General features: G+C 59.1%; 18 protein-coding genes. 12 read left to right on the plus strand and 6 right to left on the minus strand.

What is annotated here, in order from left to right; all coding sequences use genetic code 11:
* Positions 1-21: 21 nt before the first annotated feature.
* Positions 22-1,821, minus strand: coding sequence for a C69 family dipeptidase (locus ACEXKH_RS02995; protein ID WP_373573029.1), 1,800 nt, complete (start codon positions 1,819-1,821; stop codon positions 22-24).
* Between the two features lie 410 nt (positions 1,822-2,231).
* Positions 2,232-3,149, minus strand: a complete 918-nt coding sequence (locus ACEXKH_RS03000; RefSeq protein WP_373573030.1) for a diacylglycerol/lipid kinase family protein — start codon at positions 3,147-3,149, stop codon at positions 2,232-2,234.
* Positions 3,150-3,247: 98 nt separating this feature from the next.
* Here ACEXKH_RS03000 and rnd point away from each other — a divergent pair, with 98 nt between their 5' ends.
* The 9 genes from rnd to ACEXKH_RS03045 all read left to right on the plus strand — a co-directional run bounded on the left by rnd (position 3,248) and on the right by ACEXKH_RS03045 (position 12,439).
* Positions 3,248-4,381 carry a ribonuclease D gene (gene rnd, locus ACEXKH_RS03005; RefSeq protein ID WP_006234315.1) on the plus strand — a complete coding sequence of 378 codons (1,134 nt, stop codon included), beginning with the start codon at positions 3,248-3,250 and terminating at the stop codon, positions 4,379-4,381.
* Between the two features lie 238 nt (positions 4,382-4,619).
* On the plus strand, positions 4,620-5,324 hold the full coding sequence (locus ACEXKH_RS03010) for a zinc metallopeptidase (RefSeq protein WP_368151990.1): 705 nt from the start codon (positions 4,620-4,622) through the stop codon (positions 5,322-5,324).
* A 115-nt stretch (positions 5,325-5,439) separates the two neighbouring features.
* Positions 5,440-6,891, plus strand: a complete 1,452-nt coding sequence (gene xseA, locus ACEXKH_RS03015; RefSeq protein ID WP_373573031.1) for an exodeoxyribonuclease VII large subunit — start codon at positions 5,440-5,442, stop codon at positions 6,889-6,891.
* A 42-nt stretch (positions 6,892-6,933) separates the two neighbouring features.
* Positions 6,934-7,200, plus strand: coding sequence for an exodeoxyribonuclease VII small subunit (xseB, locus tag ACEXKH_RS03020; protein WP_006234311.1), 267 nt, complete (start codon positions 6,934-6,936; stop codon positions 7,198-7,200).
* A gap of 49 nt (positions 7,201-7,249) precedes the next feature.
* Complete coding sequence (locus ACEXKH_RS03025; RefSeq protein ID WP_035137921.1) at positions 7,250-7,585, plus strand: histidine triad nucleotide-binding protein; 336 nt, start codon at positions 7,250-7,252, stop codon at positions 7,583-7,585.
* Between the two features lie 41 nt (positions 7,586-7,626).
* A complete protein-coding gene (locus ACEXKH_RS03030) occupies positions 7,627-8,517 on the plus strand; it encodes a LysR family transcriptional regulator (protein ID WP_373573032.1) in 891 nt (296 codons plus the stop codon).
* A gap of 119 nt (positions 8,518-8,636) precedes the next feature.
* Positions 8,637-9,797, plus strand: coding sequence for an MFS transporter (locus ACEXKH_RS03035; protein WP_373573033.1), 1,161 nt, complete (start codon positions 8,637-8,639; stop codon positions 9,795-9,797).
* A gap of 120 nt (positions 9,798-9,917) precedes the next feature.
* Complete coding sequence (locus tag ACEXKH_RS03040) at positions 9,918-11,096, plus strand: acetate/propionate family kinase (protein WP_154517274.1); 1,179 nt, start codon at positions 9,918-9,920, stop codon at positions 11,094-11,096.
* A 164-nt stretch (positions 11,097-11,260) separates the two neighbouring features.
* Entirely contained in the window at positions 11,261-12,439 is a 1,179-nt protein-coding gene (locus tag ACEXKH_RS03045; protein WP_373573034.1) for an acetate/propionate family kinase, read from the plus strand.
* Between the two features lie 553 nt (positions 12,440-12,992).
* Here the strand turns inward: ACEXKH_RS03045 and pta are convergent.
* Positions 12,993-13,973 carry a phosphate acetyltransferase gene (gene pta / locus ACEXKH_RS03050; RefSeq protein WP_373573035.1) on the minus strand — a complete coding sequence of 327 codons (981 nt, stop codon included), beginning with the start codon at positions 13,971-13,973 and terminating at the stop codon, positions 12,993-12,995.
* Between the two features lie 232 nt (positions 13,974-14,205).
* Between pta and glf the strand changes: the two genes are divergently transcribed.
* Together glf and ACEXKH_RS03060 are read left to right on the plus strand one after the other, a co-directional pair.
* A complete protein-coding gene (gene glf, locus ACEXKH_RS03055) occupies positions 14,206-15,408 on the plus strand; it encodes a UDP-galactopyranose mutase (RefSeq protein WP_373573036.1) in 1,203 nt (400 codons plus the stop codon).
* Positions 15,401-16,432 carry a glycosyltransferase family 2 protein gene (locus ACEXKH_RS03060; RefSeq protein ID WP_161161087.1) on the plus strand — a complete coding sequence of 344 codons (1,032 nt, stop codon included), beginning with the start codon at positions 15,401-15,403 and terminating at the stop codon, positions 16,430-16,432. The genes glf and ACEXKH_RS03060 overlap by 8 nt, the downstream gene beginning before the upstream one ends.
* Before the next feature lie 361 nt (positions 16,433-16,793).
* Here the strand turns inward: ACEXKH_RS03060 and ACEXKH_RS03065 are convergent, their stop codons facing one another.
* From ACEXKH_RS03065 to ACEXKH_RS03075, 3 genes are all read right to left on the minus strand, one after another.
* A complete protein-coding gene (locus tag ACEXKH_RS03065; protein ID WP_373573037.1) occupies positions 16,794-17,795 on the minus strand; it encodes a P1 family peptidase in 1,002 nt (333 codons plus the stop codon).
* A 101-nt stretch (positions 17,796-17,896) separates the two neighbouring features.
* Positions 17,897-18,478: a Maf family protein gene (locus ACEXKH_RS03070; protein WP_373573038.1), complete on the minus strand. Its 582-nt coding sequence runs from the start codon at positions 18,476-18,478 to the stop codon at positions 17,897-17,899.
* Positions 18,475-19,017 carry a DJ-1 family glyoxalase III gene (locus ACEXKH_RS03075; RefSeq protein WP_118935286.1) on the minus strand — a complete coding sequence of 181 codons (543 nt, stop codon included), beginning with the start codon at positions 19,015-19,017 and terminating at the stop codon, positions 18,475-18,477. The genes ACEXKH_RS03070 and ACEXKH_RS03075 overlap by 4 nt, the downstream gene beginning before the upstream one ends.
* Before the next feature lie 389 nt (positions 19,018-19,406).
* On the opposite strand from ACEXKH_RS03075, the gene ACEXKH_RS03080 reads away from it, so the two are divergent.
* Positions 19,407-19,523 (plus strand): zinc-ribbon domain-containing protein, encoded by a 117-nt coding sequence (locus ACEXKH_RS03080; RefSeq protein ID WP_373573039.1) that lies wholly within the window; start codon positions 19,407-19,409, stop codon positions 19,521-19,523.
* Positions 19,524-19,692 lie beyond the last annotated feature (169 nt).

The raw sequence follows: 19,692 nt of genomic DNA on the forward strand, positions 1-19,692 counted from the left end.
CGCGCCTTAAGGTGGGGGTTCTTACGCCTTCTTGCGACGATAGAGCACGAAGCCGCAGACACCGATGATGACGACGGCGCCAACGGCCATGGCGGCCATGTTGTTGCCCTCGGACTTCTCCTCGGTTGCCTCTTCCTCAACCTCGGGCTCAGCAACGTCCTCATCGGAGAGGGCCTCGTCGGCGTAGGTGATGGACTCGACCAGGCAGTCGTTGTCGGCATCGTAGTCGCTCGGGACGAACTCCTCGGAGAAGTCGCCCTCCTTAAGGTAGTCACGCATCTCCTCGAGCATGGCCTTGCACTTGAGGTAGGTGTTCTTGGTGGCAGCCTTGCCGGCCTTGTTGGCCAGGGCGGTGCGCGCCTCGGTGTCCTCGGCGGCCTGCATGGCCTCGTCGACGGTCAGGTTCTGCTCGATGAGTTCCTTCTGCAGCGCATCGAGGTAGGCGCGGACGCCGGTGGCGCAGTGGTCGCGGTTCTCATAGGCGAGCGTGTTGATGTCCATGAGGACGTAGTTGATGGAGTTCTTGGGCTCCTCGTTGTTCACGACGTCTTCCTCTTCGCAGTGATCGAAGGAGACATCCTGATCGCTAAAGTAGGGGCTGACCTCGGTGAGCAGTGCAGAGTAGAGGGGGATGGCGACGGAGAACTCGGCGTTGGAGAGCATCTCCCACTGGATGGTCGCGATTTCGGGATCCATGCCCTGACGGATCTGGAAGGTGTGAATCTCGGTGTTGCGGTTGGAGCCGATGGCGTAGGCGCCGTCGGTGTTGGCGTTGAGACCGGCAACATTTTCGCCGCGAGCGGCGAAGGAACGGATCATCTCAAAGGTGTTCCAGTCGGACTTGCCGGGCTGGAAGAACAGCGGCTGCATCTCGTGGACCAGAGCGCCGGTCGTGGCGCGAGCGTCTTCTCGCTCGTCCTTGACGATCTCGTAGTCGGTGCCTTCAGCCAGCGGGGCCATGAAGTAATCGCGACCCTGGATATAGCGCGACCACTGGTGCATACCGGCCTCGCCAATCTCCTCGCCGTAGGTCTTGGCGACGTCGAACTTGCCGTCGGTGTACTCGGCAAAGCCCTTCTCCTTAGGCATGGACTCGACACCCTCGGAATGGAGACAGTTCTCGGTGTCATCGAGGTCGACGTTATAGGTGAGGTTGCCGATGTTGGGGTTGAGCGAGGCGATGTCATCGGCGAGCTTCATAGCAATCCACTGATGGCCGGAAAGCGCGGCGAACAGCCAGGTCTCGGTGCTGTCGGCGATGATGATCTGGTCGTTGGAGCAGACGCCCTGCTCGTCGATCAGGCTGCCGATGAGCTCGACGCCCTCGCGGGCCGTGGCGCTCTCGCCCAGGATGACGCTGGCATAGCTGTACTCGCCAATGCCGGTCTCCTCGGTGATGGGGTCGGCTTCTTCGGCCTTCTCGTTATAGGAGGTGCTCAACGTGGCAGAGCAGGAAACGCCCTTCTCGTTGATGCCAGCCTCGGAATATGCGTCGTAGCGATCTTCCCACTGCGAGGGGTTGTCGCGAACGAAGGTGTAGCGGTAGGTTGCGCCCTTGGACTTGTACTCAAAACCGGACTCGACCGAGGTGTACTTGTTGCCGTCCTTGTGTGCGGGCTCAATGCCAAAGTGCTTGACATAGCGCGGACCGAAGTCCTCGGAACGGCCGTAGTACGTGTTGCCGTCTGCCGTGAGCTTGCTGCCCATGTAGATCTGGGTGCAGGCGAGCGCCGAAGTCGGCATGGCCATGATGGCCGCTGCTCCAAACGCAAGGCCGCAGCCGAGCTTTTTGAGCGTGTTGACAGGATGAGTAAACCTCATAATCCCTCCCAACCGTTGAAACCCCGCGGAACCGTGCAGGATTTCAGCTAATAAATACATCTATTAGCCTATAGGAAGTCTCAATAGTATTCATCTATTTCGATGAAATACTCGATGAGCGTCCTAAAATATGCGATGAGCGGACAAGAATACTCATTATCTAGCTTTATTTAAATAAAGACGCCCTGCAATTACTGTACCTGAATAAAGCGCCTTGCACGGGGCACAAAGAAAAATCCCCCGCTGTCGTGCAAATGCATAAACAACAGGGGAGACGATAATTGGATGAATATCATACCAATGTGGAATTACTTCTTCCGGCGGTGGATCACGTTAATCGCATAGCCGACGAGCATGGCCAGAACAATGACGATAAAGCCGAGCAGGGGATTGTCGTTCATGGGGTCCTCCTATTTTCCGAGCGGGGAGAATTCGTCGACGATGAGGTCGAGGCATTGCGGAAGCGCGCGGGCTCCAAAGACGCCCGAGTTGCTGGAGATGATCTCGCCATCGAACTGCATGCCCAGTGACGGCGTGCAGGTGATTTTGGCTTCCTTGGTCTGGATGATCTTGAACTGCGGACGGCCGAGCACCTTGCCGGCGGGGTCGAGCGCGGCGGTGATCACAGTGGGCAGGAGCTGGACGGTTTTTACGGGCTCGATGACCGCGATGTCGACCATGCCGTCGTTCATGCGGCAGTCGGGGAACAGGTTGATGTCGTTTTGAATGACCGAGGTGTTGCCGGCCATGCAGCAGATGCCATCGAGTTCCTCGACAATGCCGTCATGCTCAATTGTAAAGTGCGCCACCGTGGGGTTGGGTGTGGCGAGCGCCGACAGGAAATAGGCGATTTCGCCGATGTCGTTTTTGGTGGGGGCGGCCTTCATCATGATCTCGGCGTCGAAGCCCGAGCCGGCGATGATGATAAAGCCGTGGCGCTTCTCGTTGCCGTTCTCGTCGAGCCAAAAGAGCTCGCCCATGTCCGCCTTGACGGTACGGCCGACGCGGCAGGCCTTGGCGAGCGCCGCGGCCTCGGGGGCGTTGCCAATGTTGTTGAAGAACAGGCAGGCCGTGCCGGAGGGGAAGACGAGCGTGGGGACGCCGCATCCGCGCATTTGGTCGAGCACGTTGGAGACGGTGCCGTCGCCGCCCGAAACGACCACGCGATCAAACTCGCGCACGTCTGCCACGGCGTCCTCGGGTTCCATGCCATCGCCGATAAAACGCATCACGACCTCGTCGCCGCCCTGCGCGAGGGCGTGCGTGAACGCGTAGATTTCATCTGAGCTGGGGCCCGATGCCGGGTTGTGGATGATAAGGCAGCGCATACTTACGTTCCCGTTCTGTGACTAACCGAGTATAGTTGTAGGGCAATGCCGATATCCTACCCGTGTTTTTCGGGCCTAACCTTATTCGATGGGTTGATATGTACATTTCCACACATCAGGCTCTGCTCGACTTTTGCCAGCGCGCCCGTGAGTTTGACGCGATTGCCGTCGATACCGAGTTTTTGCGCGAGCGCACGTTCCACCCGCGCCTGTGCTTGGTTCAGATTGCCACCCCTGCCGAGAGCGTCGCGGTCGATCCTTTGGTGATCGACGACCTGTCGCCGCTTGCCGAGCTTATGGCCGACGAGAGCGTGACTAAGGTCTTCCACGCCTGCTCGCAGGATATGGAGGTCATGCTCCATACCGTGGGCGTGCTGCCGCGTCCCATTTTTGACACGCAGGTGGCCGCCGCCTTTTTGGGCGAGCGCCAGCAGATTTCCTACGGCGCGCTCGTGCAGACGTTTTGCGGCGTCTCGTTGCCCAAGACCGAGTCGCTGACCGATTGGTCGCGCCGCCCGCTGACCGATAAGCAGATTGAGTACGCGATCGATGACGTCAAGTATCTGATCGTTGCCTATACCGAGATGATGAGCCGCCTACGCGAGCTGGGTCGTGTGGATTGGGTGCTCGATGAGCTGCGCCCGCTTGCCGACGAGTCGCACTACCGCGCCGACCGCCATGAGGCATTCCGCAAGGTCAAGCGCATCAACTCGTGCAGCCGCCATCAGCTGGGCATTGCGCGCGAGCTCGCCGCCTGGCGCGAGGACCGCGCTGAGCGGCGCAACATCCCGCGCAAGTGGGTCATGTCCGACGATACGCTGCTGGCGCTCGTCAAGCGCAATCCTGTGCGCGTTGAGGAGTTCCGCAGCATCCGCGGCACCGATCAGCTGGGTGAGCGCGACGTGGACGGCGCACTCATGGCCATTAAGCGCGGTGCGAGCTGCCCGCACGATCGCCTGCCGCTCATGGTGCGCGGGCACCGTCAGATTTCGCCGGAGTTGGAGAGCGTGACGGACCTGATGTATGCGCTCATTCGCCTGGTTGCCGAGCGCTCGGGCGTGGCGACCTCGGTCATTGCCTCGCGCGATGACCTGGCCGATTACATCGAGCATCCCGAGCAAAGCCCCCTGCGCGAAGGTTGGCGCTTTGAGCTCGTGGGTTCGCGTTTGGACGATTTGCTCTCGGGCAATATGGGGTTGACGGTGAAGGACGGCAAAATTGAATTGCTGTAGGTATATAGTTACGTGGTTTTACCAAACCGCGTAACAGCTCGACGCTGCAAACGGCCGAGAGCGGCAATCTGACGTTCAATCGTCGCTCGCGTACCAAAGTACGCGTCGCTTCTCTTTCACGTCACCTTGCTCGCTCTCGGCCGTTTTCGCTGACATTGCCAAAACATCGATGTTGATTTGCTGGTCAGTCGAATGGGTAGAATGCCTCCAACGTGTAACTCGATTCGGAGGAATTCGCATGCCTTATTACTATGGATACGGCTTTGGCATTGACCCGCTGTACCTGCTGGTTGTTCTTGTCTGCACGGTGCTTGGCCTTGCCGCGCAGAGCTATATCAACTCCACGTACAAGACGTGGTCTAAGGTGCGCTCGGACGGCGATACGGGTGCCACGGTCGCTCGCCGCATGCTTGATGCCAACGGTTGTAGCGCTGTGGGCATCAAGGGCGTCGCCGGCGAGCTCACCGATCATTACAACCCGCAGGACAACAACCTGTATCTGTCGGATGTCAACCGTTCGGGCGGGTCGGTCGCAAGCGTTGCCGTCGCCTGCCACGAGGCGGGCCATGCCGCCCAGCGTCAAAGCGGCTACGCCATGATGAAGGTACGCACCGCTTTGGTTCCCGTCGTCAACTTTACCCAGAACACCTGGACGATCGTGCTGCTCATGGGCCTGTTCATGAACATCGCGGGGCTCACGACCCTCGCGCTGGTCTTCTTCTCGTTTAGCGTGTTGTTCCAGCTGGTTACGCTGCCGGTCGAGATCGATGCCAGTCGCCGCGCCGTGGCGTATATCGAGCAGTCGGGCATGAGTTCCAAGCAGGTCAACGGCGCCAAGAAGGTGCTGACGGCAGCTGCGCTTACCTATGTGGCCGCAGCGCTCACTTCGATCATTCAACTGCTCTACCTTATGGCTCGCTACAACAGAAACTCCAACCGATAACAAATAGGACAGGCAGGCGCCGCGGGGATTCGTGTCCTCGCGGCGCTGTACTATGTGTTGGACTTAAATTTGCACGGGGCCGGAGCCTCTGTGCGCGATAACGAAAGGAGGCTGCGTGGCAGGCTGGAATCTGACCGGCAATACCGTTTCCGCCGAGTTCGACGGATCGGACGAGCAGGAGCGCAAAGAGCTCAGCGTGAGCCAAGCGGTGGAGATCGCCGCCGGCGCGCTCGATGCCATTCCGCAGCTGAGCGTTTTGGGTGAGGTCACGGGTTTTCGTGGTCCCAATGCCCGAAGCGGCCACTGCTACTTCCAAATCAAGGACGACTCGGCGGCCGTCGACTGCATCATCTGGAAGGGCGCCTACCTTAAGCGCACCTTCGATCTGCGCGACGGCATGCAGGTAAGCTTTAAAGGCAGCTTCAATCTCTACAAGCCTACGGGTCGCATGAGCTTCGTCGCCCGCTCGTTCTCGCTGGCGGGGGAGGGCTTGCTGCGTCAGCAGGTGGCTCAGTTGGCCGAAAAGCTACGCCGCGAGGGCCTGATGGACGAAGCGCGCAAGCGCCACATCCCGGTGTTTTGCTCGCGCGTGGCGGTCGTCACCTCGCTTTCGGGTGCCGTAATCGACGACGTCAAGCGCACCTTGCGCCGTCGCAACCCGCTCGTCGAGCTTGTCTGCGTGGGCGCAAAGGTCCAGGGCGAGGGTGCGCCGGCAGAGCTTATTGAAGGCTTGCGCCGCGCCGCTGCCATTACGCCGGCGCCCGATTGTATTTTGCTCGTGCGTGGCGGCGGTTCCTTCGAGGACCTCATGACCTTTAACGACGAGGAGCTTGCCCGTGCGGTGGCAGCCTGTCCCGTGCCTGTGGTGACCGGCATTGGCCATGAGCCCGATACCTCGATCTGCGACATGGTGAGCGACCGTCGCGCCTCCACGCCCACGGCGGCGGCCGAATCGGTGGCACCGGCTATGACGGAGTTGGCCGACGTGCTCGAGACGCGCCATCAGCGTCTGGGCGTCGCGATGGCTTCGATGATCGGGTCGGATCAGGTCGATCTGGAAATGCTCGACCAGCGCGGTCGTCGTGCCTGGGACACCTATACGGCTCGTCTGGTTGACGCGCTCGATGCGGCCGCGTGCCGCCCGTGCCTCAACGATCCAACGTTTATGGTCGAGCGTCGCGAGTCCGAGCTTGCCCTGACGGCCGATCGTCTGTCCGGCGCCATAGCGCGCTCGGTCGGGACATTCCGCTCCAACTTCGAGCGTCTGCCCGAGCGCTTGATCGCAAGCACCTCAGGGCTCGATGGCAAGCGCCATGCGCTCATGCTCGCAAGCTCCCGTCTGGAGCATCAGGGGCGCACGATGCTCGGCAAACCCGCGTCCGACCTAGGCCGTGCGGCAGCCTCGCTCGATGCCCTGTCGCCGCTCAAGGTGCTTGCCCGCGGCTATTCCATCGCGTATAGCGATGATGGCGTGGCCACGAGTGCCAAGACCTTTAAGCCCGGCGACGCCATTCGTGTGCGCATGGCAGACGGCAACGTGGCGGCAACGGTCGATACGGTCGAGTAAGCCGCATTTCATAGTGATAAACCTTTAGGAAAGGAAACAGATATGGCAGAGAAGACCCCGGTCGAGCAGCTTACGTACAAGCAGGCCTCGCAGGAGCTGGAGCTCATCATCCGCAGCTTGGAGTCGGGCGATATGGAGCTCGAGGAGTCGCTCGAGAGCTACACCCGCGGCGTCGAGCTCCTCAAGAGCCTGCGCACCCGCCTGTCCGATGCCGAGCAGAAGGTCTCGGTGCTCCTGAAGGACGTCGACGGCAACGACGTGCTCGCCGACGGCGAGGCCGCCAACACCGACGACAACCTCTCGTTCTAACCATCCCGACCAAATATAATTACCTTGGTCTGTGAGAAAGGAACCTACCATGTGTGATTGCATCTTCTGCAAAATTGCCAACCACGAGATCCCCTCGACTGTTGTCTATGAGGACGACCAAGTCATCGCCTTCGACGACCTCAATCCCCAGGCGCCGGTCCACACGCTCGTGATCCCCAAGAAGCACTACAGCGACATCGCCGACAACGTACCTGCCGAGACCATGGGCGCCATGGCTCACGCCATCCAGGAGGTCGCCAAGGCCAAGGGTCTGGAGGACGGCTTCCGCGTCATCTCCAACAAGGGCGTCAACGCCGGCCAGACCGTCATGCACTTCCACATGCACGTCCTTGGCGGCAAGAACCTGGGCGAGAACCTCATCTGAGGACGCACGGCCCGTCGCCTTGGCTGGCTTTGGAGTAACCTATGCAGTTTTCTCAACTCGAATACCTTCAAGCGGTAGCGAACTACGGCGGCGTGCGCAAAGCGGCTCGCGCCGTTCACGTGAGCCCACAGGCTGTCTCGTCGGCAATTAAGAAACTGGAGTCTGAGTATCAGATCGTTTTGCTCAATCGATCGGCGGGGGAGGCTGTTTTGTCTCCGGCGGGCAGAGAATTTGCGCGTCGTGCACGCGTGATCCTGGCACAAGTCGACGATCTCAAAAAGTACACCCAATCGGGGAACGGTGGCGTTTCGCCCGACGGCCACTTTCGTCTTTACGTCCCCTGTCTTCACGGGCGGGGGCGTCTTTTTTCCGAAAACTGGTACGACTCGTTTGAAAGCTCGCACCCTCAGATTCACCTTGATGTGTGGCATCAGCCAACGGCTACATGCTTTGAATCACTTGTGCTTGGCATTTCGGATGCGGCCATCTCATTTGAGGAACCAAGGGACAGTGTCCTTTCTTCGAAATACTTGGGTGAAAAGGAGCTCAAGGTTCTTTCGTGCCCAGCGGGTCATCAATCTGTGGGTGCTATGACCGTCCGTGAGTTACTGGGCGGCAGGTTAGCTGTTCCCATTAATTTGTCGCCCTGTCTCAATGCAATCAATCAATGCCCCGAAGCTCAGCTGGTTAATTTCCGCTTCCGCGACGTCGAATACGGAAACAGAGCGCAGGCTGAGTTTCTTCAAGCCGGGGGATTGATATTGGGTTTTTCTGGCTCCTCTCTCGCATCAGATGGATCGGAAGTGAGCGAGTGCTCCATTGAAGCCTCGCATGACGTAGCCTTGCCCATCTACTTCTGCTATCGGCAAAACTCCTGGACCGATCGGCACCAGACGGTTTTTCTGCACCTATTGCGTCATCTTGCTTCGTGAGATTAATTGGCTTCGAGACGTCAAGTGATTATTGACGCCTTGCAACACATAGCTGACAGCTTTGCCCTCATGCTTTTCCAAGATTCCGATTTAGATTGCTGACTCTTGGAGGGCGGAGCATGAAAAACCGTACGGTTTTGCTTTATATGACGTTCGTTTTTCTGTCGAACTTCAGCACCATTATGTATTTTCTGACGGTTTACCTTGAATTCGTCGGATTCTCGATGGTGACGATTTCTAGCATGATGATTGCATATCAAGTGAGCAAGTTCATCCTTGAAGTTCCCACTGGCTATATTGCTGATAGGTTTGGACGAAAGGCGAGCGGCCTCGTTGGCATTGTGGGAATGCTTGGGTACTACGCCGCCCTGCTTCTCGTCCGATCTCCTCTGCTTTTAATCGGTGCGTTCGCTCTCAAGGGTTTTGCCGTTGCATGTGTGAGCGGATCCATCGAAGCGATTTACATTGATAGCGTCTTTCAGGGCCAACTCGTGAGACTTAATATCGTTGAACGATTTGTCTTCTATGCGTCTTATGCCCTCTCCGCTTGTGTGGGCGGTTTCATTTCGTCCGCTGGCGCGTATCTCATTGGGCTTTCGGTCGATATCATCGCAATGGTGCTGACATTGGTTGTCGTTGTCTGTATTCCTGAGGTGAGAAGAGAGGGCACCGCGCTGACACCTGGGCACGGAATTAGCCCGAAGATGATCGGTGCTGCTATTGCGGGCAATGGCATTCTTCGGTCAGCGTTCATCATGGACTGTTCTCAGGCATTTGCCTTCGTCGCTCTGGAAGACTTCTTCTCACTGTTGCTTGCAGGCCGTGGAATGCATGCCGTCGCTTCGGGCATGACCATTGCGGTCCAGCTCCTTGTCTCCGCCTCCATAGGGTTTATCGTGCCCAGCGTAATTGCTCATGTCGACAAGAGGCTTTTTGCGCGTATTTGCGGCATCATCCGTCTCATTCTAGCTGCTTTGTTTTTAACCCCTTTTATTCCGGTTGACCTGTTGCCTGTGTTTTATGTGCTGCAGACGGTTGCTTACACGTTGTTTGCCCCAATCAAATACTCAGTTTTTCAAAATGCTGCCGATTCATCGATGCGCTGTTCGTTGATTTCGGTTCAAAGCCAGATGGTGGCGGTGGGCGCCGTTCTTTTCTATCTGCTCAATGCTGTGTTGAGTAGCGTTGTGGGTATTCGGGTTGTGCTGCTTGTTGCGCTTGGGATTTCTTCTCTGGCGTATGTCCCCGCGCTATTTCGCCTTACAAGTCAAAGACCATGAGCATGCATGCATCGATAACTTATATATCAACGCAATAAACCCGAGCGCGAGGGCGTTTGGGTTTATTATTGAAGCGTATGTAACCTGGCGGCGCCACACCGCCTGTTAGTAGGGAGACACATGAACGTTCTGGTCGTCAACGCAGGATCTTCGACCCTTAAGTATCAGGTCATCGATACCAAGTCCCACAAGGTGTCCGCAAAGGGCTCCTGCGAGCGCGTCTGCTTTACCGGCGGTACCTTCACCCATGCTGCCAATGGCTCCAAGAAGGTGACCGAGAACATCGAGTTCCCCGACCACAAGGTCGCCATCGAGGTCGTCCTGAAGGACCTCGAGGCTAACGGTGTCAAGATCGAGGGCATCGGCCACCGTATCGTTCAGGGCGGTTGGTACTTTGGCGATTCCTCCCTCGTCGACGAGGACGTTCTTGCCAAGATTCGCGAGGTCGCCCCGCTGGCGCCGCTGCACAACAACCCCGAGGCCAACGTTATCGAGTACTGCCTGGAGCAGTATCCCGATCTGCCCAACGTCACGGTCTACGACACCGCTTTCCACTTCAACATGCCCGAGGTCGCCAAGACCTACGCCCTTCCCAAGGATGTTTGCGACAAGCTGCACATCCGTAAGTACGGCGCCCACGGCACCAGCTATCGCTACATCTCCAAGAAGGTCGCCGAGATGACCAACGGCGAGGCCCGCAAGGTCGTCGTGTGCCATATCGGCTCCGGCGCTTCCCTGTGCGCCATCGAGGACGGCAAGTGCATGGACACCACCATGGGCTTGACGCCGCTCGACGGCGTCATGATGGGCACCCGCTGCGGCTCCATCGACCCGGCTACCGTGTGCTACCTGCAGCGCGAGGGTGGCTACACCTTCGACGAGGTCGACGAGATGATGAACAAGAAGTCTGGCCTTTTGGCTGTGACCGGTGGCAAGACTAACGACTGCCGCAACGTCGAGGAGCTCGCCGCTGCCGGTGACCCCGAGGCCCAGCTCGCCTTCGATATGTTCGTTTACAAGATTGCCGCCAAGGCTGCCGAGATGGCCACTTCCATGTGCGGCATGGACACCCTGGTCTTTACCGCCGGCATCGGCGAGCACGCTCCGGCTGTCCGCGCCGGCGTGGCCGATCGTCTGGCCTTTATGGGCGTCAAGATGGACCATGCCCGCAACGCTCTGCGTGGCGACGGCGCTTGGTGCCTGTCCGCCAAGGATTCCAAGGTCAAGATCTTCGTCATCCCCACGGATGAGGAGTTCATGATCGCCTCCGACGTCGAGCGCATCGTCAACAGCAAGTAATTGCAAGAGGGGAGGGGCTGGACGACCAAGTGCCGTTCAGCCCCTCTTTTGCGCTCGTTGGGCGATATGCCTGATAGCTATTTATCAAGATGTGATAACTTCTTATTAAAATGCGGTCGCCTTAAGAGGTCTGCGTCGACCGTATTGCACTGCAAAGGAGTCTCATGAACGTACTTGTTGTCAACGCCGGCAGCTCAAGCCTTAAATATCAGCTTCTGGATACCGATACCCGCGAGGTTTTCGCCAAGGGCAACTGCGAGCGTATCGGCTCGGACATGGGTATCTTTGGTCATTCCGAGAACGGTGGCGCCAAGCAGACCGAGGAGGTTCCCTTCCCCGATCATCGCTCTGCTATCGCTCGCGTGCTCGAGGAGCTCGAGAAGACCGACTTTACGATCGATGGCATCGGCCACCGTATCGTTCAGGGCGGCTGGCACTTCGATGATTCCGCAGTCGTTGACGACGAGGTCATGGCTAAGATCCTTGAGGTGGCCCCGCTCGCCCCGCTGCACAATTACGGCGAGGCCGCGGCAATCGAATACTGCCGCGAGAAGTATCCGGAGCTGCCCAACGTGGCCGTCTTCGACACCTCGTTCCACATGACCATGCCCGAGGTTGCCTACACCTACGCGCTGCCCAAGGACGTGTGCGACAAGTACCATGTGCGCAAGTACGGCGCCCACGGTACGAGCCACCGCTACGAGTGGATGATGGCAAAGGAGATTCTGGGCTCGTGCTGCCACCGTCTGCTTTCGTGCCATCTGGGCAACGGCGCTTCGCTCGCCGCCATTGAGGACGGCGTTTGCCGCGACACCACGATGGGGCTCACGCCGCTCGACGGCCTGATGATGGGCACCCGTTGTGGTTCCATTGACCCTGCCACCGTATGCTACCTTCAGCGCGAGGGCGGCTACAGCTATCAAGAAGTCGATGACATGATGAACAAGCAGTCTGGTCTGCTTGCCATCTCGGGTATCTCCAACGACGCCCGCGACATCCGTACGCGCGCCTCCGAGGGAGACGAGCGCTGCCTGCTCGCCTTCGACATGTTTGCCTACAAGGCCATGCAGCAGGCCGGTTCCATGATCGCCTCCATGGCGGGCGTGGATACCATCACCTTTACCGCCGGCATCGGCGAGAACGACTGGTCGATCCGCAAGGCCTTCTGCGACTGCTTTGAGTGGCTGGGCGTGCGTATCGACAACAACAAGAACCGCGAGGCCGTGGGCAACGGCCCGCAGGTCATCAGCGCCGCCGGCTCTTCCGTCACGGTCATGGTCATCCCCACCGACGAGGAATACATGATCGCCCGCGACGTCGAGCGTCTGACCAAGAACAACTAGCGTGCCCGTTTGCATGTAAACGAAAGGCCTCCAGAGCAACAGCTCCGGGGGCCTTTTTGTTGGCAGACGGACAGCGGAAACCCCATCCCATTTCAAACTGAAATTCTGGGACACGCCTTCCGGTTGAGGCACGTTGCGGAAAGTGCGACCCACAATAAAGCAAAATTCCGTCCCACAGTTTCCCAAACAGCCCCCAAGTGGAAGCTACATCCCACAATCCGCCTTCAAACCGGGACATGCTTTCCGATGGCCAGACATCGAACCGCAGCCAACATTTCGGTCCCAAAGTGATCACCGCCAGCAACGCCTGTACTCCCAACAACGGCACCCATCCATTCAGATTTTCAGCCCCAGCTCGTTGCCAAGCCGCCGTCCACTCCAGATGCCCTGATTACTACGCAGAGGTAGAAGGCCGTACGGGCTAACCCCTGAAAACACTCCGCAGACCAGAAACGCCCCCGTTCGTAGCTCCGAAGGAGCAGAACGGGGGCGTTTCATTGGTCGAGGACGTTTTCAGGGGTTAGCCCGTACGGCCTTCGGGCGAGTGCGTCCGCTACTCAGCCATCTGAGCCTGGACGGCGGTGATGGCCACGACACCCACGATGTCGTCGGCAGAGCAGCCGCGCGACAGGTCGTTGACCGGCTTAGCGATGCCCTGCAGGATGGGCCCATAGGCGTCAGCGCCGGCGAAGCGCTGGACCAGCTTGTAGCCGATGTTGCCGGCCTCGAGGTCGGGGAACACGAGCACGTTGGCCTTACCGGCGACGGAGGAGCCGGGAGCCTTGAGCTGGGCGACGGTGGGGACGATAGCGGCATCGAGCTGCAGGTCGCCGTCGATGGCGAGCTCGGGAGCCTTCTCCTTGCAGAACTTCACGGCCTCCTGGACCTTCTTGGCGACCTCGCCACCGGCGGAGCCCATGGTGGAGTAGGAGAGCATGGCCACATGCGGCTCAACATTGCCCATGAAGGTGGACCAGGAGTGGGCCGAGGCGATGGCGATCTCGGAGAGCTCGTCAGAGGACGGGTTGATGTTGAGGCCGCAGTCGGCGAAGATCAGCGTGCCGTCGGTACCGAACTGCGGGGTGTCGGTGCACATCACGAAGAAAGCCGAAACCAGCTTGGTGCCCGGAGCGGTCTTGAGGATCTGCAGCGCGGGGCGCAGGGTGTCGGCGGTGGAGTGGCAGGCACCGGAGACCAGGCCGTCGGCGTCGCCCATCTTGACCATCATGGTGCCAAAGTAGGTAGCGTCCATCACCTGGGCGCGAGCCTGCTCGATGGTAACGCCCTTCTTGGCGCGGAGCTCGGCAAACTTCTGCGCGTACTCCTCGTGCTTCTCGGCGTTGCGCGGGTCGATGATGGTGGCGCCGGGAACGTCGATCTCGTCGGGGTTGCCCAGGATGACGAGCTTTGCCAGGCCCTCCTCGATGATTTTGTTTGCCGCGACGATGGTGCGCGGATCCTCGCCCTCGGGCAGGACGATCGTCTTAAGGTCGGCCTTGGCGGCAGACTTCATACGGTTTAGGAAATCGCTCATGTTACTCCTTACAAGCGTTTTGCTAAGCTCCAGGCCCTCGGCTGTACACGAATAAACCCGCTGCTAGCGGGTTTACCTTTCAATTATGTTCGCCGCGGTGCTTGAGCTTTCCTTGTGTGGCAAGCTCATTATAGGACGCATTAGCGCTATAATCGCTCTGATAAATATGTCTCGACGTATGTTCGAGAAAAAGCCCAGTTAAAAAGCGTGTGGCTTTTGACAAGGAGTATCGATGCAGATTACCTCAGGCCTGCCTGAAGGCTTTAATGCCGGTGCGTATGACATGATCGTCGTCGGCGCCGGTTATGCCGGTGCCGTTTGCGCCCGCCGTCTTGCCGAAACCATCGGCTATCGTGTTGCCGTTTTGGAGCGTCGCGGTCACATCGCGGGTAATGCCTATGACTGCACTGACGAGGCCGGAATCCTGGTCCACGAGTACGGTCCGCACATCTATCACACTTTTAACGAGCGCGTCCATAACTTCCTGTCGCGCTTTACCAAGTGGACGGACTACCAGCACAAGGTGCTCGCCAACATCAACGGCACCCTTATGCCCGTGCCCTTTAACCATGCGAGCCTCAAGCTCGCCTTTGGCGATGAGCGCGGCGAGGAGCTGTATCAGAAGCTCGTGGAGACCTTTGGCAAGGACGTCAAGGTGCCCATTATGGAGCTGCGCAAGAAGAATGACCCGAATCTTGCCGAGGTCGCCGATTATGTCTATGAGAACGTCTTTTTGCATTACACCATGAAGCAGTGGGGCCAGACGCCCGACCAGATCGACCCCTCGATCACCGGCCGCGTTCCCGTCTTTGTGGGCGATGACGATCGCTACTTCCCGCAGGCTCCTTTCCAGGGTATGCCGCAGGACGGCTATACCGCGCTGTTCGAGCATATGCTCGATCACGATTTGATCGACGTATTCTGTGACGTAGACGCCCGTGACCTCTTTGAAATCGACGAGACCACCGTCAAGATCGACGGCAAGGTCTATGGTGGCGAGATCGTCTACACGGGTCCACTCGACGAGCTGTTCAACCTCGACCTGGGCGCGCTGCCGTACCGCACGCTCGATATGAAGTTCGAGACGCTCGATATGGACCAGTTCCAGCCTGTGGGCACCGTCAACTACACCACGAGCGAGGACTATACGCGCATCACCGAGTTCAAGAACATGACCGGTCAGGTTTTGCCCGGCAAGACCACCATCATGAAGGAGTACTCCAAGGCCTATACGCCCGACTCGGGCGAGACGCCGTACTACGCTATCCTGGAGCCCGAGAACCGTGAGCTCTACGAGCGCTACCTTGAGCGCGTCCAGAACCTGACGAACTTCCACCCGGTTGGTCGTCTGGCCGAGTATCGTTACTACGATATGGACGCCGTGACCAATTCTGCCCTCGATCTTTCGGATGAGATTATCGCCTGCCATGCATAAAGTCATAACATTCGGTATTCCCTCATATAACGCCGCCAAGGATATGGACCATTGCATCACCTCCATCTTGGAGGGGAGCAATTACGCCACCGATATTGAGATTATCGTGGTGGACGACGGCTCTAAGGACGAGACAGCCGCCAAGGCCGACGAGTGGGAGGCCCGTTATCCCGGAATCATCCGCGCGGTGCACCAGGAGAATGGCGGCCACGGTATCGCCGTCCTCTCGGGCCTGCGCGAGGCACATGGTACGTACTACAAGGTCGTTGACTCGGACGACTGGCTCGACGGTGCGGCGCTCTCGACCATGCTGTCGATTCTGCGTGGCTTTGAGGAGCGCGACCAGCGCGTCGACCTGTTTATCTCGAACTACGTGTACGAGAAGGTTTACGAGGGCACGCATACCGCTATTGGCTACAAGTTTGCCCTGCCGCGCAAAAAGATTTTCTCTTGGGACCAGATCGGACACTTCCGTCCCGATCAGAACCTGCTCATGCACAGCCTGTGCTATCGCACCGATGTGCTGCGCGAGTCCAATCTGCCTATGCCGGCACACACGTTCTACGTGGATAATATCTACGCATACGTACCGCTGCCGCGCTGCAAGACCATGTACTACGCCGACATCGACCTCTATCGCTACTTTATCGGTCGCGAGGGCCAGAGCGTCAATGAGGCCACGATGGTCAAGCGCCTGGGTCAACAGTTCCGCGTAACGCGCATCATGATGGAATCGTTCCACCTGTACCAGGACGTTGAGTCCTCGCGCCTGCGTTCGTACATGATGGGCTACTTCACCATGATGATGGCGATTTGCTCGGTGCTCACCAAGCTTTCCGAGGAAGATTGTGCCGATGAGCGCCTGAAGACGCTGTGGAAGGACCTGAAAGAGTACGACGAGCGCATGTATCGTCGCGCTCGCTACGGCGTGGTCGGATTCTTTACCAACCTGCGTGGACGGGCCGGAGACAAAACCACACTCGGCCTATACCATCTTGCCTCAAAGATCTTCAAATTCAACTAGTGCAGAAACGCTCGGGTAACGGGGACCCCTGGCCCTTAACTTGCTACTTCGAACAGTCCTGCGCAAGACGGAGGCGCCACTGGCGCCTCCTTTGCGTGCGGAACTCGTATCAAGTTAAGGGCCAGGGGTCCTCTGCTATGTCTCGCTTTATGTCAGATAGTCGAATTTGAAGATCTTAGACGCGCGGTACACAGGGGCCTGGGCTGAAAAGACTTGGTTGGCAGGTTGCCCGGTGGGGCTTGGTTATGTTTGTCGCGAGTTCCGCACGAGCCGAAGAGCACTTAATGTGCTCTTCGTGCGAGCCAGGACTGTAGAGCAGCAAACGTAACGCCCGCCCGCCTCCGACCGACGGTCGAGTGGACTACTTTGCGGCGCCGGGGATGCCGTGGGAGGTTTTGGCGGTTTTGGCTCCGTTTACGATGGCGGTTTGCAAAGCCCTTACGGCGAGCATGCCCAACAGGTCCAAGGGAACGGCGGCGCTTGCCTGGGCACCCAGTTTGCCGCTGGCGAGGGTGTAGATGGTGTCGCCGTCGTTGGTGGTGTGTGTGGGGCGAATGGCGTGCGCGTAGGCATCTGCTGCCATCTGGGAGACCTTGGTGGCCTGCGCCTTGGTGAGCTCAACGTTGGTGACGATGCAGCTGATGGTGGTGTTGGTGCGGTCGAGCGGCATCTGCATAGAGCCGGCGGCGGCAAAGGCTGCGAGCTCCATGTCGACGATCTGGTCGCTATCTGCTGCAGCACGCATACCAGCGACCCATTCACCGGTGAAGGGGTCGACGACATTGCCGCAGGCGTTGACCGAGACCACGGCACCCACCTTAACAGGGCCGAGTGCCACGGCGGCAGCGCCTAGGCCGGCCTTCATGCAGGTGGCGGGGCCCATGAGCTTGCCCACGGTGGCACCGGTGCCGGCACCTACATTGCCTTGCTCGAGCGTGGTGGGGGTGTTGTCGAGCGCCTCGCGCACGGCGGAGATGCCGGCCTCGATGTCGGGGTGTACGGTGGGGTCGCCAAAGGCGAGGTCGAAGATGCAGCTGGAGCACACGATGGGCACCTGCGTGGGGCCGACGGGAAGGCCGATGCCGCGGCTCTCGAGCTCGCGGGCGACGCCGCTTGCGGCCTCCAGACCAAAGGCCGATCCACCCGAAAGGCAGACGGCGTGGACCTTGTCCACGGTGTTCTCGGGACGCAGCAGGTCGGTCTCGCGCGATGCCGGGGCACCGCCGCGAACGTCAACACCGCCGGTGGCGCCCTCGGGTGCCACGATTACGGTGCAACCGGTGCCGGCCTCCTCGTCCGTATAGTTGCCAAAGCAAAAGCCATCGACATCGCAAACGTCAATGGCCTCAAGCAGTGTATCCATGTTTTACTCCTATCGGTTTTCCGCCGGGCCTTATGCCCGGTCGGGATCCGTACGGTACGCCAAAATTGTAGGCGCTGGGGGATACCCAGCGCCAGATGCAATTACGATACTTTTTGAATCGCGCGCGCGACGCGAGCGATGGGCAGGCCCACCACGTTGTAGAAGTCGCCCGAAATATCATGCACGAGCATGCGCCCGCCAACGCCCTGGATGCCGTAGGCGCCGGCTTTGTCCATGGGCTCGCCCGAGGCGACGTAGCGCTCAATCTGCTCGTCGGTGAGCTCATAGAACGTCACATCGGTCACATCGACAAACGACAGGCTCTCGGCGGCGTGCGGGGCTGTGGCGTCCCCGGCTCTAACGATGCAGACGCCGGTTGCGACCTGGTGCGTGCGCCCCGAGAGCTCGTGGAGCATGGTGCGGGCTTCGTCCTCGTTTGCTGGCTTACCCAAAATCTTGCCATCGAAGGTGACGATGGTGTCGGCCGCGATGGTCAGCTCACTGGGTTCGGCGTGCTCGGTGGCAACGGCGGCAGCCTTCGCGCGAGCTAAGCGCTCGACAAGCGTAAGCGGTGCCTCGTCATCAAAAGGAGTCTCGTCGATGTCGGCAGGAATGACGCGGATGTCGTAGCCCGCTTCGCGCATTAACTCGATGCGGCGCGGTGATTGCGAAGCCAAAATCATAGCTGAATGCCCTCGGCAACCTTCTCGACAGCCTTGTCGCCGGCGAGCGTACGCAGCAGCTCGAGGGCAAAGGGGAGCGACTGGGCCATGCCGCTGGCGGTGATGATGTTGCCGTCGTGCGTGACCTTGTCGCCGGTATAGGCGCCCTCGGGGAAGCTCTTCTCAAAGCCGGGGAAGCACGTGGCGTGGCGTCCCTCGAGCAGATCAAGCTCGCCCAGGATAAATGGGGCGGCACAGATGGCGGCAACATGCTTGGTCGCGGCGAACTCGCAGACTACGTCGCAGACGCGCTGGTCGGCACGCAGGTTGGTGGCACCGGGCAGACCGCCGGGCAGCACGACGCAGTCATACTCGTCAAAGTTAATTTCGTCAAAGAGCGCATCGCAGGTCACGGGAATCTGCAGCGAGCTCACGACCTCACGCGTAGGCATAATCGAGACGAGCGTGGCGCGCACGCCGCCGCGACGCATGACATCGACCATGGTCAGGCATTCAATCGTTTCAAAGCCATCGGCGGCAAGAACGGCAACGCTGGGCATAAGGGTTCCTTTCATAGGGCGGCATACAATTAGCCGTCTTATACCCCGAAGACCCCCGCTTGCCACAGACCATTCCCCAATGATTTTGATCCCCGCCCCAGAAAATCATGCAGGGTGGATGGGTGTTGCGCACTAGGAGGGGCTTGCGGCGCGGCGATAAAATTTCGGCATCCGTCATCTTTCGCAACATGGGGAGCTGATTTGCGATGATAGGCCTTAGGGTATCCGATCTTCTCGTTTTGCTCGTTGTATTCGGTGGTGTCGCGGCTGTCGCCTTTGCTGTTATCTTGAACAAGGAATCGTCGAATAAACCTCAGCCTCCGCAGTCCAATCCATACCAGCAAATGCCTCCGGCGCAGCAGGTCCCGCCGGCGCAGCAGGTGTCAACCATGGTCGATGATGCTCAGCCAGTTGAGCCCGCTCATTTTTGCGCACAGTGTGGCTCAATGTTGGAAGCAAACGCATCCTTCTGCCAAAACTGCGGCGCTCCGGTCAACCACCGGTGATTTTTCTGGGACGGGGATTAAATAAGGCTCTGTTAGACCAGGATTGACATGCCGACCTGCCGGCTAACTCGCCGTCTCCCCGTCGGGCGCCGGCGTCTTGACCCTCATCTCGAACGGCATCCCGCCCTCCCGGACGAGCGCCCTGAGGAACGCGTTGACGGCGGTGGAC

Source organism: Collinsella aerofaciens ATCC 25986, assembly GCF_964259375.1.
Classification (GTDB): Bacteria; Actinomycetota; Coriobacteriia; order Coriobacteriales; family Coriobacteriaceae; genus Collinsella; species Collinsella aerofaciens_BO.